This is a genomic window from Enterobacter sp. MALB-1 (genome assembly GCF_041021625.1).
GTDB classification, from domain to species: domain Bacteria; phylum Pseudomonadota; class Gammaproteobacteria; order Enterobacterales; family Enterobacteriaceae; genus Enterobacter; species Enterobacter oligotrophicus.
In genome coordinates this window covers 41392-57016 of record NZ_JBDPJL010000002.1, presented here as the reverse complement: position 1 = coordinate 57016, position 15625 = coordinate 41392, and the positions used below count along the sequence as shown (strand labels likewise).

Sequence of the window (15625 nt, the reverse complement as noted above, 5' to 3'; positions counted from 1 at the left end):
CCCGATCCTGACATGATGAAACAACCAGAACAAGCAAACACCTGCACACGATCTCCCGCCGCGCCGACGCGGGACGCCGCGTTTCGTCCCACCTCGCTCGTCGGCAGCAAAACCACGCGCGCCTGGTGTTACCAGATCCTGCTGGCCGTACTGCTGGTGTGGTTTTGTGGATGGCTTTACAACAACGTGGTGGAAAATCTGCAAACGCAGCGTATCACCACCGGCTTCGGCTTTCTGAAGCAAAGCGCCCAGTTCGCCATCGGCGAAACGCTAATCGACTATACCCCGCGTGACACCTATGCGCGTGCGGTGCTGGTCGGCTTACTCAACACCCTGTATGTCACCGCCTGCGGCATCGTGCTGGCAACCCTGTTAGGATTCATCGCCGGTCTTGGACGCGTCTCGAAAAACTGGCTGCTGGTGAAGCTGGCGGAAGGCTACGTCGAGCTGCTGCGCAACGTGCCGGTTATTTTACAGGTGATCTTCTGGTCGGTGGCGATCCGCAATCTGCCCTCGCCGCGCGCGGCGATCGAACTGGGCGGGGCGGGCTATCTGACCAACCGCGGCCTGACCTTTACCGTTTTGCAGGCGCACCCCGGCTGGCTGTGGGCGTTTTGGGCGCTGCTGGCGGCACTGGCGTTAAATATCGTCCTGTCGAGGCTGGCGCGACGGCTACGCGAGCGGCAAGGACGCCTGCTACCTGTCGCCCGCCTGCGCGTGGCGCTTATTATCGCTTTGCCGCTGTTGGCCTGGTGGCTGGGCGGCGCGCCCCATGCGATTGACCGCCCGGAACTGCGGGGCTTTAACTTTCGCGGCGGCTTTACCATCAGTCCGGAATTCACCGCCTTGCTGCTGGGCATTGCGCTTTATTCCTCCGCTTTTATCGCGGAAATCGTCCGCGCCGGGATCCAGTCGGTGCCGAAAGGGCAGCTTGAGGCGGCGCGTTCGCTGTCGCTGTCGCCCAGGCATGTGATTCGGCACGTTATTGTTCCGCAGGCGATGCGGGTGATGGTGCCGCCGCTGGCCAGCCAGTACGTCAGCCTGGCGAAAAACAGCTCCATTGCCGTGGTGGTGGGCTATCCGGAACTGGCGAATATCAGTAATACCCTGATGAATCAGACCGGCCAGGCGCTGGAAGCGATCGCCATTATGATGGTGGTGTATTTGATTATCAGCAGCACAACCTCGCTGCTGATGAATATCTTTAACCGCTACGTCGCCATTAAAGAGCGCTAAGGAGTGGCAATGCAACATTCGGCTATTTACTGGCTACGGCGTAATCTTTTTAGCGGCGTCGCCCAGTCTGCGCTCACCCTGGCACTCCTGGCCCTGATTTTCATCGTTGGCGGCAAGCTGCTGCGCTGGGGTGTGACGGATGCGGTATTTATCGGCGGCGTGGAGCAGTGCCGTGCGGCGGCGGGCGCGTGTTGGGCGGTGATCGGCGAAAAATACCGGCCGATTTTGTTCGGACTGTATCCCTATGAACAGCAGTGGCGTCCGGCGCTGTGCATGCTGATTTGGTTCGTTAGCGTGGGATTGTCGCTGTCGCCCGCGTGCTGGCATTCGCGCTTTCTGTGGCCGCTATGGGCCGTCGCGCTGGCGGCAATGTCCTGCCTGATGAGCGGTGGCGCGTTTGGCCTGCCGCCCGTTCAGTCTACCGACTGGGGAGGGCTACCGCTGACGCTGCTGCTGTTTTCTGGCACGGTGATTATCGGCATGCCCGTCTCAATAGCGCTGGCGCTGGGACGGCGTTCGCCGCTACCGTTTTTGCGCGGGCTGTCGGTTATCTTTATTGAAGGATTGCGCGGCGTGCCGCTGATCACCATTCTATTTGTCGCGGTGAACGTGTTTCCGCTGTTTTTGCCGACCAATATGGAGATCAACAAGCTGCTGCGGATTATCGTCGGCATTGCGCTGTTTTTCGCCTGCTATCAGGCGGAAGTCATTCGTGGCGGCCTGCAATCAGTACCGCGCGGGCAGTATGAAGCGGCGACCGTGCTGAATCTCGGCTACTGGCACACGACGACGAAAATTATTTTGCCGCAGGCGCTGCGCATCTGCCTGCCGGCGGTAACCAACCATATTATCGCCGCGATGAAAAATACCTCATTCGTGATTATTATCGGCCTGTTTGACGTCCTTACCGCCACCAGCGCGGTGATGCAGGACCCGCTGTGGCGGCGCTACTACATCGAAACCTACGTCTTTATCTCGGCCATTTATATTTTGTTCGGCTTTATGCTTTCCCGCTACGCCATCTGGGTAGAAAAACGCATTGATGCCAGCCACCACTCAGAAGGAGTCGCCTGATGTCCGTCGCATTACCAAACCCGATTATCGAAATGAACGCCGTTAGCAAATGGTACGGAAAATTTCAGGTGCTGAACAACGTATCCCTGAACGTGGCGAAAGGGGAGCGGGTGGTGATCTGCGGCCCGTCGGGCTCGGGTAAATCCACGTTAATCCGCTGCATTAATCGCCTGGAAGAGCATCAGCAGGGGCAGATCCTGGTGAACGGCATCGAAATGAATGACAACGTGCGCAATATCAACCGCATTCGTTTGAGCATCGGCATGCTGTTTCAGCAGTTCAATTTGTTCCCGCATCTCAGCGTGCTGGACAACCTCACCATCGGCCCGCGGCTGGTGCGCAAGATGAACCACAGGCAGGCCACGGAGCTGGCGATGCACTACCTGGAGAAAGTGCATATTGGCAATCAGGCGCATAAATTCCCGCTTCAGCTGTCGGGCGGCCAGCAGCAGCGCGTGGCGATTGCCCGCGCGTTGTGCATGCAGCCGGAAATTATGCTGTTTGATGAGCCTACCTCGGCGCTCGATCCTGAGATGATTAAAGAGGTGCTGGACGTGATGCTGGATTTGGCGGAGGGCGGAATGACCATGATTGTTGTTACCCATGAGATGGGATTTGCGCGCACCGTGGCGGACAACGTTGTCCTGATGGCTGACGGGAAGATTGTCGAGTCCGCGCCCCCGGAACGCTTCTTCAGCCAGCCGAAACACCCTCGCACCCGGCAATTTCTGGAGCAAATCCTCAGCCATTAGTATAAGTGCCAGTTAAATTCAGTATTCTAAGCGAGACCTTTTGAAAACACTTTAAGGTAGGTCAGGTGATTCTATTTGGTTGTCACCGCAACGATCCTGGGGGAGGGAGCCCCCAGGAGAAAAATCGTAACCTTGCGGAAGCTGTTGGGCTTATCGGTATGCCGGGTATCGTCGTGATGCCGCCCCGCACATCATTACAGTGTCTTAGTAAGCCGTGGCATAAGAAAAACTGCAGGCCGCCATCCGAAAAGCAACACAGCAACACTAATCCTCATCTACGAAGGTGAAATACCATCAGATATATAAAATTCTGGCCGGGCGCGAGGAAACTACGTATGGATTGCTCCCATAAATGATAAGCACCGCACTCAGCCAGGTACGATCAGTAATTAATAATCAAGTGGATCCCGGACAATAGGACAGGTCATACAGTGTCCCCCCCCACGTCCTCGGCCTAACTCGCTACCGACAATGGTAATTACTTCCACCCCATTCTTCCGGAGCTGAGCGTTAGTCTTGGTATTGCGATCGTAGGCAACGACTACGCCAGGCTCTATTGCAACCATATTCGCGCCGCTATCCCACTGCTGACGCTCTATGTCGTAGTTATTACCAGCGGTCTCAACCACTCTTAATTTTTTTAGATTAAGCGCACGAGCGACCGCATCCACAAAATAATCTTCATCTCTGGTAAGACGTAGCCCGTAGGGAGAACTTTCATCTGGCCGTAATGAAAACGTTTTGATTTGATTAACGATAGGCGGATAAAGTGTAACCAGGTCGCGATCGCAGAAGGTAAACACCGTGTCAAGATGCATTGCAGAGCGCAGTTTAGGCATGGCGGCAATCATTACCCTCTCAATTCCGGAACTTCTATCCGTAAAGAGAGACTGAGCAAGCTGAAAGATCGACTGATAAGAGGTTCGTTCACTCATGCCTATCAACACTGTTTTATTACCAACTGGCATAACGTCGCCACCTTCGAGGGTAGCCGTGCCATGGTGGATCGTTGGATCGCCATACCATACTTTGACTTTGCCAGCGAAATCAGGATGAAACTTATAAACAGAAGTGGCTAGCACAGTTTCTTCATGACGGGCTGGCCAATAAAGAGGGTTAAGGGTAACCCCGCCATTAATCCAGCAGGTAGTGTCGCGGGTATAAAGTGCGTTCGGTAGAGGAGGAAGCAAATACTGGCCCTGTGCAATGTCTGCGTGTAATTGCCTTTCTTCCTTATCGTATTTCCCGGTGGAGGCATTCATCAGTTCCAGTGTTGAAAGTCCGCCAAGGAGCGTTTGTGCCAGTTCGTGAGCAGAAATATTCTCAAGAAAGTCACGCGCTTCATCAATCAATCCCAAAGGGACTTCATCGGGAATAATTTGTAAGTCAAGAACCCATTTACGTGCCAGAGGATTCTTTAATGTTTCCTCTAGCAGATTATGAAGCTCTACAACTTCTACATCACGTTCACGCATTTTGTTAATGAAATCGAAGTGATCTCGTTTTGCGTTTGCAACCCAAAGAACATCATCAAACAAAAGGCTGTCACAATTACTGGGTGTGAGGCGTTCATGCGCCAGTCCCGGTGAACAAACCATAACTTTTCTTAATTTTCCGACCTCTGAGTAAACACCAAAGGGTGAAGTAATGCTTTTCTTATCCAGCATAAGATCTCCGTTTATTAAATATGGATGATTCCGGTCGCAATTGAATATATCCCGATAAAGGCACCGGCCATCAGAGTGATGAACAGAATAAGTTCACGCACGGTAAAGACATTAGGAGAAGTATCTTTTCGTGCAAAGTAGTAAAGAATGGTGCCTGGACCATAAATGATGGTGGAAAGTAGAAGATATTTAACACCGCCAGCATATATCATCATGAATGAGTAAATGAGAGCTATTGCGGATAACAAAAGCCCTTTCCATATCTCAGCCTTGTGACCAGTATATGAATCACCAGTTACTGCGAGTTTCAAGGAATAAGCACTAACGAGAAAATAAGGAATCAAAGTCATTGAACTGGTCAATTCAAGAGCAAGCTGGAAAGCGTAATCAGTGAATAGAGTAATGACTAAAAAAACCTGGATAAATATATTGGTCAGCCAGACCGCCTTATAAGGTACTCGGTTAACATTCTCTTGAGCAAAAGTTGTAGGCATCAGTCCAGATTTTGCCGCACTGTATAACACTTCTGCGGCCAGTAACGACCATGAAAGATAAGCACCTAAAACCGAAATCACTAGTGCAATGCTGATAAAGATCATTCCCGGACGACCAATAATTGATTCCAGAACACCAGCCATTGAGGGCTGACGAAGTCCGGCGAGCTCCGGTCGCAGAAGCACCCCATATGAAAGAAGAGTGACCAGACACAATATGGTAAGGACACCAATAAAACCCAGCACAGTTGCAGTTCCAATGTGGCTGCGTTTTTTTGCCAGGCGGGAGTATACACTTGCCCCCTCAATCCCGAGAAAGACAAAAACTGTAACCAGCATGGTACTACGTACCTGCGAAAACAGTGATTCTTGTTCTCCGACTGAACCAACGATATTATTTCCAGTCCCCATACTGGCCGAGGTACCCCAAAAGTTCATGGTAAATATGTCAGCTTTGAATGCGAAAGCAAGAACTATAATAAATACACCAATAGGGATAATTTTGGCCCAAGTTACCACGGTATTGATAATTGCTGCTTCCTTGACACCTTTTAGTACTAGTAGATGGAAAAACCATAGAATAATGGAGGCGACAAGTACAGCGTAGAAAGTATTACCATCCCCAAATACGGGAAAGAATGTGCCAAGGGTCGATTTTATCAAGACAAAATAAGATACATTCCCGATACATGTGCCCGCCCAAAAACCCAGTGCAGAAGTGAACCCAAGGTAGTTACCGAAACCTTCCTTCGCGTAAATAAAGATGCCAGAATCAAGATGCGGCTTTCTTATTGCCAGAGCCTGAAAAACCATGGCAAGGGTTAACATCCCTCCCCCGGCTACAAACCATGCAATAATAGCTCCTCCGGCTCCTGTCGCACGACCAAACGTGGCTGGCAGTGAGAATATACCTGCACCAATCATCGATCCGACAACCAGTGCGGTCAGAGCGGGCAAGGACAGCTTTGCATCTGATTTACTCATGATAAAAAATCCAGTTCATATAATTTAAGAAAAGTTCACAAATCAAAAACTTACGCAACACTACACCTGCGCAATATTTAACTGCGAGAGAACCTGTACGAACGTTTCAAACTAAATCAAAGCCCAGTATAAATAATGCTGAAAAAACGTATAAAAACGGTAATGGCGAGCATTATCAGTAATGAAAGAAGAAAAACTGAACCCATTTTCATCGATTTTATTTTTTTCTCATGGAAGTTGAGTTCTCTGTTTATGTATATTTTCCTTCTTTGATAAAGATACATGATGCAAAGTGATATATAAAGCGCAGGAGAAATAAGATGAAGGTAACCATAAGACCACAACAATAGTTCACTTGTGCCCATAGCAACAAACCACGCGATAATAAAAATCATTTTATATCCTTTTGTGATAAACTTAATCAACTTTACTTTTTATATAGAAAAATATTGAAAACATAACATCAATAAAAATCCATAGTCCACTAAGTAATATTATATTTTTAATGCCTCCCCAAAAAATCAGAACGTCATTGTTTATACGATGTTCAGAAAAAATAGGTAACGAACTAAAATATATGGTGTAGATGCTGGCTATTAGCATCATGATATTAATTATTATAAATATTACAAAGACATGACTGCTGACAGATTTTACTTTGGTTTGTTTATTCTTCATTGTGTTCCTATTACAAAATGTAATTTACTTGAAATGAGTTTATCAAGCTACTTTAAACGTATGCTAAACACTTAGGGAATTGGTTTTGATCTGGATCAATACAGTTGATGTTGATAACCAATGATTTATTGTTTAGTGTTTATTTAAAAATATGTGGTATTGTGCACATCCTGTTTTGGACGTTTTTAACGTGTTTTTTAAACGAACATAAAAGTTCACGGTCGGTGTAAGTTAAGAACGCCTGCATTTATTTCTACACCTTCTGGTGCAACATCTTTTTGATAAACAAATAAGAGAAATTATTTACTTCTGGTTTACTGTTCAAGGAAGTATCGTGAGTATAAATTGTAATGATGTTTAGAAAAAACCTTATATTTCTCGCCACTGTGTTGTTAATTGTTGGATGCAATAGTTCTTTAGTTGCTTCTTCAGGACAAGGGAATGATGCAATTCCTGAAAAAAAATCAACACTATCATATGGCATTGTTACCGGTGTAAGATATCTAACAATCCATAATGATATCGACTCTAATATTACAGGAACTATCAGTGGTGCGATCTTAGGCGGAATGGCTGGAAATATTATTGGTAGTGATCACTATTTGATAATGGCTGGTACAGCAACCGGGATACTGGCTGGTCAGGCATTGCAGAACAGATTAACACGTAGAAATATTGTTGAGTTATTTATCAGACCTGATGATGGACGAGATTTTGTTACTGTACAGCCAACCGGGAGGGATATTTTTTTTGTCGGGCAAGATGTAAATATTACATATCAGCGTGGCACTATAATCATTTCAGCAAGAGAATGACACTAATTGCAATATTATATAATTGAGTATTTACGACCTTTTTAAGATCTCCCATTGCTAAGTTAACATGACGCTATCATCATAACCAATAAACTTCACATGAGTATGTTAAAGTTTTCTAAATGCTTCAGCGTTCGCCTCATAAATCAAGTATCTTCAACAACAGTAAGTCCTCTGACTGGTCTACAGTCTGAGAACCTGGCCGTGTACGATAGCAACTTCACGAATATATTCATGTAAATCTGTAAGGAAATCATGTATTCCTCTCAACGTAATCTTACCTTAGTTAATATATCGTTGCATGAGCCACAAAGATTAGGTGGAAGTTTTAAAATTAGTTCCTAGCATTTACAATTAAATTAATTGTAAATTTTGATAAAAATCCAATATCCATGCATGATATATACCCAACAGTTAGCCATGATAAACAAATAAGCGAAGAAACCAAGCAAAAATAGCGTTGCAAAAAAAATAACTTTAAACTTAGATAACATGCCCCACCTGTATAAGAAACGAAATATAGTCTTTTGTTTTTAAACGGGATAACAATAAAAAATGCAATGTCAATTAGTAATGTATATTAAAAATCCGTCAAGAAATCATCTTCTTGTATTTTTCTCTATCCTCACAAGGATAAACAAGATACTGACCATGATAAAATAAACAATAAATTCATATAAATATTCCATTATATTAGAATATACTGCGATATCAGTATATTCTACCCAGTCTCCTTTTTGATTTTTAACAAAATTCTCGGCTGCATAAACAAGAAATGCATCGGGCTCTAAATGTCTATCAGAATGATGTGCTGATTCAACAGTGTAATGAATAAAATCCGCCAACAAATCCTCACTGACGCCAATGTGTTCAGCTGCCAATATAGCACAGGTAACCAATCGCCTTCCTGCGTCGCTTTGTGAGTCAAAATTTAAGCCTGTAAACCCCTTCGTTAAAAAATGATATAATTCATTTAGATCACGTTCCGGAATTGCCTCACCAGAATAAAAATACTGCTCCTCACAATCCTTGCTGGCGTCATGAAAGACATGAAGAAGTTCATCGTTTTCAAATTCACTATCCGTTATTTTCATGACCTTACTGACTTTATGATGAATCAACTCGTGCTCAGGCGAAAACTCCTTAAGTAACACTTTACCAATAACAAAAAATAACACTAGAGTAACAATAAGCAAAAATACCTGAATAACAATGTACAATTGATCTATCTTTTTCTTAGCCATGGTCAGCCTCTCTTAAAAACTTTAGAATAGCCGAACATTTCTAAACAATTACTCATCCAACTTTATGTTTATATGCAAATGACATATCTTGTCTCACGTATAATTGTTAAAAGAAATAATTACCCGCAACAAGAATACAACATTCATTCACTTTAAAAAACTTTGCTCTTTAATTTTTAATATGAAGTAGTAATGAGCCAGGGTCAAACTGGAAGCCACTTTCACCGTTATAACCATTCGGGTCTGGATGAACCTTTGTCCACATGCCAGAAACAAAAAACGCGTGGCGATTGCGGGCGCGATGATGCTGCAGGCCCACTACTTGCTACTGGATGAACCCACAGCCGGGCGCACTCAGATGATCGCGATCCTCAAGCAGATTGCGGCGTTGGGGAATCGTGTGGTTATTTCCAGCCATGATCTTATTTATGAAGTCAGCGATGCTGTTTATGTGCTGCGCCGTGGCGAGGTACTGGCATACGGTGAGCCGGGGGAGGTGTTTGCACGCACTGAACTGATCAAACAAGCCGGGCTGTCCGCTTTATCCACCAGCCTAGTATAGTTTCTGTCGATTAACTTGAGTTCCAGCTTGCCAGAGGTGAATCGCGGAACCCTGATTACGGTCATAAAACTATCTTATTAGAATGGTTAATTTTGCGATATGCCGAGAGAGAGTATGCTGTAGCATGAGGACTGCTCGGGTACTGCCGCAGCAGTGTGGCCTGTTTTTGTGGAACACTTTAACAGGAGTCATCTTATGAGCGTAGTTATCACTAAAGTCGATTATCCGGTCAGTCAGGTTCGCCGGTATTTAGAACCGGGTCCGGTTGTGTTGGTCTCATCCAAATGGAACGGGAAGACCAATATCATGACACTGGGCTGGCATACCGTTCTGGAATTTTCTCCCTCACTGGTCGGACTGATGATTTCGGGCGGCAACCATAGTTTTGAGATGATCCGTCATAGCCGGGAATGCGTGATCAACGTTCCGCTGACGGATTTGGCCGAGACGGTCGTGCGAATCGGCAACACGTCCGGCGCTGACATTGATAAGTTTGCCGAATTTAATCTTACGGCACAGGAAGCCGATGAGGTTGATGTCCCGCTGATCCAGCAATGTTATGCGAATTTTGAGTGCTGTTTGTATGATGATGTGCTGGTGAAACGCTACAATTTTTTCATTTTCGAGGTCATGAAGGCGCATGTGGCCACATCACCGGAACACCCTGAGACGATTCACTATACAGGGAAGGGGGAGTTTATGGTGTCGGGCAAAACAATGAATCTGAGCGCGCTGTTCAGGCCGGAAATGCTTATCTGAGCGTTTCCGGTGGCGCTCGTTACGGGTAAATCTTTTTAGCGGGCTTTATGCCGGGGATCGCCTCCGTCAGTATTTTATCGGGAAGTCCGTGAAAGCAGGAACAAAAATACCGGAACTCCGAGCATCGCCGTCAGGATGCCGACGGGTAATTCACGGGGCGCAAACAGCGTTCGGGCAAGGGTATCAGCCAGAACGGTAAAAGTCGCGCCGCACAGCATGGATGCCGGCAACAGCGAACGATGGCGATGACCAATGAATATGCGGGCGATATGAGGCACGGTCAGCCCAATAAAACCTATTGCTCCGCAACATGCCACAATGACCGCAGTCAATAAGGTCAATAAACAATACAGGGCGAGCCTGATTGCGCCAACGTCCACACCAAGCGACGCCGCCGTCACATTGCCGAACGTGAGCACATCCAGCTCTATTGCCCGCCACCAGCAGAGCAGAAATATCGGCAACAGTACCAGTGCGCAAAGCAGTACCTGAAGCCAGGATGCCTGTGCAAAGCTTCCCAGCAGCCAGAACATCACCCCTCGCGTGGTGTCTGCATCCGTTTTCCAGAGCGTGGTTAATGATGTGGCTGCGGAGAGAAGCTGTGTCACGGCGACGCCGGTCAGGATAAAACGGCTGGACTGGCCGGATAGCGATTTCCGCGCCATGAAAAGCACCAGTGCGAAAGCCAGCATCGCGCCACAGAACGCTCCGGCAGGTACAGCGGCCCAGCCCGCACTGAGACCAAGCGCAATGACCAGTACCGCGCCAAACCCTGCGCCGGATGAGATCCCCAACACCCAGGGGTCGGCAAGAGGATTACGTGTCAACGACTGGAGCACCGTTCCGGCCAGCGCTAATGCGGCACCCGCCAGCGCAGCAAGCAGGGTGCGCGGCATACGCAGAGACCATACGATCCGTTGATGAAGCGTTCCCGCTGTATCGCTATGCCAGTAGCCTGCCAGTATGGCATTTGCCACGTCCTTCATGGAAAAGGTCACCGGGCCATACATAATGGCAATGCAAAACGCCAGCATCAGGGCCGGAAACAGCATGGAAAGGCGAAAAACAGGAGAACGCAGCATGATTATTTCCAGCCAGCGATCACATAATCATCCAGGAATTGCCAGAGAGTACCCGTTTCGCTAAAACCCGCCTGGCGCAGAGCGGCGAGCTGGAATTCGACCGTGGTGGGCAGCGGTGTCGGGCGGTCTTTAAAGATAGCGGTGCGCGCGTCCATCAAATCAGCCAGCTCATGATGACGGGTGGCCGATGCAAACCAGCTATCCCAGTCCTGCACTCCCGCTGTCCAGGCTTTTTTCTGCGTATCTTCGTCATGAAGCCGGGCAATCCGTTTCTGGCATGGATTGCGATTATCAAATCGTTGATGATCGGCGTTCATGAATAAGCCACGTTCATCCAGCAGGTTAAAGATGTTGCGATAAAGCGCGACCTGCTGTTCCGGCAGCAGCCAGTGGATGGCCGTGCTGGAAACAACGGCCTGCGGTTTGTCGGTAATAGCGGCAAAGCAATCCGCTGTTGCAAGATCGCCGCTGAAGAACTGAATACGGTCACTGTATTCAGATAAGGCTTCTTTGGCCAGCGTAAGCAGAAGCGGATCGAGGTCAATAGCCGTTACTCTTATCGCCGGAAAGCGATTCAGAAGACGCATGCTGAATGAGCCTGGACCACAGGCCAGATCCACCACATGGAATTCTTCGCCATATAGCATTGCCAGAACATCCAGCGCGGCGTTATAGCGTTCTTCACGGTAAGCGATGTAGGCGCTTTGTTGTTCGTCCCAGTTTTTCAGTAATTCGCGGGCTGGAAAGGTCATGTTGTTCCTTAGCGTGTATTTGTGTGACTAGTCGGTGAAGGGCCAGGACTGAACGCGCAGATGCGTCCATGTCATAGCCAGGCAAAATGATGTAACGTTTTGCTTTAACCGCCTTCATGCCTGCGGTGAGAGGATTACGTTCAAGAAAATCAATTTTGCTCCGGGCGCTGTCGCCATCTCCCCCCCTTTGCAGATCGCCCAGGATCAGGTAGTCAGGGTCCCGTTCGGCAATGACCTCCCAGCTCATGGCGGGCCACAGTTCAGCACTGTTATCAAAGATGTTTTTACTGCCGATGGTTTTGGTTAACAGCTCAGAAGCGCCATAACCGCCCGCCACATAAGGTGTTGCCGTACCGGAATACCACCACATGAGCGTTCTGCGTGGCAGTTTTATGCGGCGGTCAGCAGCGACCTGTTGCTTCAGTTCATTGATAAGCTCCTCTGCGCGCGGCTCCACGCCATATATGCGCGCAATATTACGCAACTCGTCGTAGATGCTGTCGAAGGTTACAGGCGCAGGAGGCCCACTTTGCAGGCCATTGCACATCCCTTCAATGAGCCAGCTTCCAATTCCCCATTCAGCCATCCTTTCACGACCGACGGTCTCCGGGCTGTTAAACCAGTAATAGCTGCCGGAATAGATAAAATCTGGCCGGGAACTCAGCAAGGCCTCTCCCGACCAGGGCGAACTGTCGAGACGTGCTTTTAGCGGTTTGAACCAGGGGGAGGGCGCGGTATCTTCATCTGGCCGATAACCGACAGCACTGATCACGGAATCTCCCAGACGTAATGCGAGCATGTTTTCCATTGCGGCCGGCATATAGACGATTGTCCGCTGTGGTACATGCTCAAACGTCCAGGATCTTCCGCAATTCTGCAACGTAACGGGATGCGCAAAGCTGGCGAAGGTTGCCAGCAATGCGAGGAAGGCCAGTCGTATCATCAGAAGCGCATGTTGACATAGGCTTCGTAAGTTCGACCTGGCGCAATCATTTCCTGCCCTGTATAAGTACGCTGCCAGGTGTAAAAGCGATCCGTCAGGTTACGCACGCGGGTGCCCACCGTAACGTCCTTAATCACTTCATAATCGGCGTTCATGTCGACAGTCGTGTAATCGCCCATTTTGTTTTTGTTGGCATCATCGTTATAGCTACTGCCAACATAGTGGAGCTGCGCGCCCAGCCCCAGTTTGCTAATCGGCATATAACGGCCAGAAAGGTTAGCTGTCCACTCCGGGATATAGCGCGGCTGATTGCCGGAAAGGTCCTGCGTACCTTGTTTGAAATTGTCAAAGCGCGCATGGGTATAAGCCACATTTCCCGCCAGCGCGACGTTATCCAGCGGTTTAATCAATCCGCTGAACTCAATGCCGCGCGAAGTCTGCTTGCCAACCGCATTCCATACACCGGCCTGGACAGCCGATTGCTGATAAAGATTTTTTTTCTGGAGATCGTAAACGGCCAGCTTCATTTCGCCGTGGTCGAATGTCCCTTTTACACCGGCTTCATATTGCTGAACTTCTGTAAGCGGCAGGGACGTTTGTTCAGGGCTGATAAAGAAGATATCGCTGCCGGGCTCTTTACCTGTGGAATAGTTGGCATATACCGTCCAGTTTTCGTTAATAGCCCAGCTCGGCCCAATACCAACGCTCATAAAGCTATAGCTACGATTGATGGTTTTATTGTCCTGCTGGTAATTCCAGTGCATGTCCAGGTTGGTATAGCGCAACTGGCTTAACAGGGCGACAGCATCAGTGACATTCAGATTGTCTTCCAGCAGCAAGGCATACTGGTTCTGAGTGATGTGACGAACAGGTGAGCGCATCTTGCCACCCGCACCGGTGCGAAAGTCATTGGAGGCGGGGTTGGTCAGCAGAACCTCTTCGCCCCCCGGGAAGCCGTTAGAATAGTACTGGAATTCACGTTTTGAAAAATCGACACCCGCAGCCACGCGGTTGGCGAATGATGCAATCGGGTGATCCCAGGTGACCATAGTACGGTTGCCAGTTAGCCTGTCATCATGCGCAATATCGCCATAAGAATCCCGGGTCACATAGCCCGCTTTGTTTGACTGGTAATAGCGTTCGGCGTTCTGCCATTCGCGGAAGCCTTTGTAATAGTAGAACTGGTTATCAAAGGTTAAATCAGGCGTTGCATACCAGGACTGAGTCGACTGGAATGAGGTTGCCTGGCTGCGAATATGCGCATCCTGAATGTTGAAGTTTACATGGCGCAAGTCGCGATCAACTTTGCCGTTGATGACAGGCGTCCCGAAATAGGGATTGCGCATATCCGTTAAGCTACGGTCGATGTCAAAAGTAACCTGTGTGTTATCAGTCGGCGTCAGCAGGAGCTGTGCGCTGATGCGCTTCGGGCGACTGCGCTCTTTATCAACCTGAGTGCCGGTATTTGATGCGCTTACATCCACGCGGCCAGCAGCTATACCCTCAACAAGCGTACCGCCCGTGCCGATGTGGGCGCGATGGCTGTTATAGCTTGACCAGCTATAGTCAGCTTCCACTGGCTGTCGACCAAATGTTGCTTTACGTGATATCAGGTTGACGCTGCCACCGGCAGAACTCAGACCATTTAAAACGGAGCCCGTGCCATACAGGATGTCCACGTTTTCATAATGAACCGGGTCGGCAATCTGGATGGTGCTACCAGGTACGGCCACGCCGTTTAGCAGCCAGGAAACGCCGGAGAAGCCGCGCAGTGAAACGCTGTTTGAGAGCGTAGGTGAGCTGGTGCCAGACATGCCAGGTGCGGTCTCAACGACTTCGGTGAGCGTGCGTTTGCCCTTAGCCGTAATGGTTCTGGCGCTGATGGTTTCAGTATGGCGTGGCGTTTGTTTATCGGTCAGACCGAGACGTGAGGCTGAACCGGATGAAAGACGTGCCGAGTCGGATTCGGCGGAATAGTCGGATACGTCACTGCCGGTGACGACGATGGTTTCATCTGCTGCATAGGTCAGAGGCGAAGTATTTACTACTACTGCGAGAGCTATCAAAGAAGGCTTAAGTTTCATAGATTGGCATTATGTTATAACTGATATGTTATATCATAACATTAATCATAAAGAAAAAAAGTAGACAAATGAGAACAAGTGGGAAGGGGCATGAGAGGTCTGTGGGGTTATCTAAAAAAACTACAGGCGTCAAACAAGGCCACATACGCAGCTTTTTTAGTTGAATGCAATGCGTGGGACTACTTCCCATTCAGCATGGTCATTCTTTAAAACGCATTTGTATTCCGAGCCGTCATGTTTTACCTGCAGTCCGACAGTATAAAGTTTTTCGCCATCGGAGCAGGCTTATACCTTTTGCTTGTTCGTGAGGAGGATATTACGGATTTCAGTCAACTGCGCCACGGCATTTGTGTCGACAACTGGTTGGGGCACTACAGCCCAGGGGGAAACAGCCACAGCGAGTACCGTGGAACCGGTGGTGGCTGCCGCCTCAATCGAGCTCGGGACTCAAGTTCCCGGCCAGATTGCTGACAAGTTGCGTGGCCGGGAATTTGCGAAC

12 protein-coding genes and 1 pseudogene are annotated in these 15625 nt (G+C 48.5%); 6 read left to right on the top strand and 7 right to left on the bottom strand.

Annotation, left to right across the window (positions count from 1 at the left end; all coding sequences use genetic code 11):
• Nucleotides 1-15 precede the first annotated feature (15 nt).
• Genes ABGB15_RS21635 through ABGB15_RS21625 form a run of 3 tightly spaced genes read left to right on the top strand, consistent with a single transcriptional unit; the run spans nucleotide 16 to nucleotide 3062 of the window.
• Nucleotides 16-1236 (top strand): amino acid ABC transporter permease, encoded by a 1221-nt coding sequence (locus ABGB15_RS21635; RefSeq protein WP_369064349.1) that lies wholly within the window; start codon nucleotides 16-18, stop codon nucleotides 1234-1236.
• A gap of 9 nt (nucleotides 1237-1245) precedes the next feature.
• Entirely contained in the window at nucleotides 1246-2310 is a 1065-nt protein-coding gene (locus ABGB15_RS21630) for an amino acid ABC transporter permease (RefSeq protein WP_369064315.1), read from the top strand.
• Complete coding sequence (locus ABGB15_RS21625) at nucleotides 2310-3062, top strand: amino acid ABC transporter ATP-binding protein (RefSeq protein ID WP_369064314.1); 753 nt, start codon at nucleotides 2310-2312, stop codon at nucleotides 3060-3062. The genes ABGB15_RS21630 and ABGB15_RS21625 overlap by 1 nt, the downstream gene beginning before the upstream one ends.
• 389 nt (nucleotides 3063-3451) lie before the next feature.
• Here ABGB15_RS21625 and arcA read toward each other — a convergent pair whose 3' ends face one another.
• Complete coding sequence (gene arcA / locus ABGB15_RS21620) at nucleotides 3452-4729, bottom strand: arginine deiminase (protein ID WP_369064313.1); 1278 nt, start codon at nucleotides 4727-4729, stop codon at nucleotides 3452-3454.
• Between the two features lie 14 nt (nucleotides 4730-4743).
• Nucleotides 4744-6207, bottom strand: a complete 1464-nt coding sequence (locus ABGB15_RS21615; RefSeq protein ID WP_369064312.1) for a basic amino acid/polyamine antiporter — start codon at nucleotides 6205-6207, stop codon at nucleotides 4744-4746.
• 1028 nt (nucleotides 6208-7235) lie between these two features.
• On the opposite strand from ABGB15_RS21615, the gene ABGB15_RS21610 reads away from it, so the two are divergent.
• Entirely contained in the window at nucleotides 7236-7700 is a 465-nt protein-coding gene (locus tag ABGB15_RS21610; RefSeq protein ID WP_369064311.1) for a hypothetical protein, read from the top strand.
• 599 nt (nucleotides 7701-8299) lie between these two features.
• On the opposite strand, the gene ABGB15_RS21605 is transcribed toward ABGB15_RS21610, so the two are convergent.
• Nucleotides 8300-8944 carry a hypothetical protein gene (locus ABGB15_RS21605; RefSeq protein WP_369064310.1) on the bottom strand — a complete coding sequence of 215 codons (645 nt, stop codon included), beginning with the start codon at nucleotides 8942-8944 and terminating at the stop codon, nucleotides 8300-8302.
• 274 nt (nucleotides 8945-9218) lie between these two features.
• Between ABGB15_RS21605 and ABGB15_RS21600 the strand changes: the two are divergent.
• Nucleotides 9219-9482 (top strand): annotated as a pseudogene (locus ABGB15_RS21600) (energy-coupling factor ABC transporter ATP-binding protein); the annotation flags it as partial.
• Nucleotides 9483-9701: 219 nt separating this feature from the next.
• Nucleotides 9702-10265 carry a flavin reductase family protein gene (locus tag ABGB15_RS21595; RefSeq protein WP_369064309.1) on the top strand — a complete coding sequence of 188 codons (564 nt, stop codon included), beginning with the start codon at nucleotides 9702-9704 and terminating at the stop codon, nucleotides 10263-10265.
• A 74-nt stretch (nucleotides 10266-10339) separates the two neighbouring features.
• Here the strand turns inward: ABGB15_RS21595 and ABGB15_RS21590 are convergent, their stop codons facing one another.
• From ABGB15_RS21590 to ABGB15_RS21575, 4 genes are read right to left on the bottom strand one after another with little or no spacing between them, the layout of a single operon-like run.
• On the bottom strand, nucleotides 10340-11317 hold the full coding sequence (locus ABGB15_RS21590; protein WP_369064348.1) for a FecCD family ABC transporter permease: 978 nt from the start codon (nucleotides 11315-11317) through the stop codon (nucleotides 10340-10342).
• A gap of 32 nt (nucleotides 11318-11349) precedes the next feature.
• Nucleotides 11350-12099, bottom strand: coding sequence for a trans-aconitate 2-methyltransferase (locus ABGB15_RS21585; protein ID WP_369064308.1), 750 nt, complete (start codon nucleotides 12097-12099; stop codon nucleotides 11350-11352).
• Nucleotides 12029-13042 (bottom strand): ABC transporter substrate-binding protein, encoded by a 1014-nt coding sequence (locus tag ABGB15_RS21580; RefSeq protein ID WP_369064307.1) that lies wholly within the window; start codon nucleotides 13040-13042, stop codon nucleotides 12029-12031. Before ABGB15_RS21580 ends, ABGB15_RS21585 begins: the two co-directional genes overlap by 71 nt.
• Complete coding sequence (locus tag ABGB15_RS21575) at nucleotides 13042-15126, bottom strand: TonB-dependent siderophore receptor (RefSeq protein WP_369064306.1); 2085 nt, start codon at nucleotides 15124-15126, stop codon at nucleotides 13042-13044. Before ABGB15_RS21575 ends, ABGB15_RS21580 begins: the two co-directional genes overlap by 1 nt.
• Nucleotides 15127-15625: the final 499 nt, after the last annotated feature.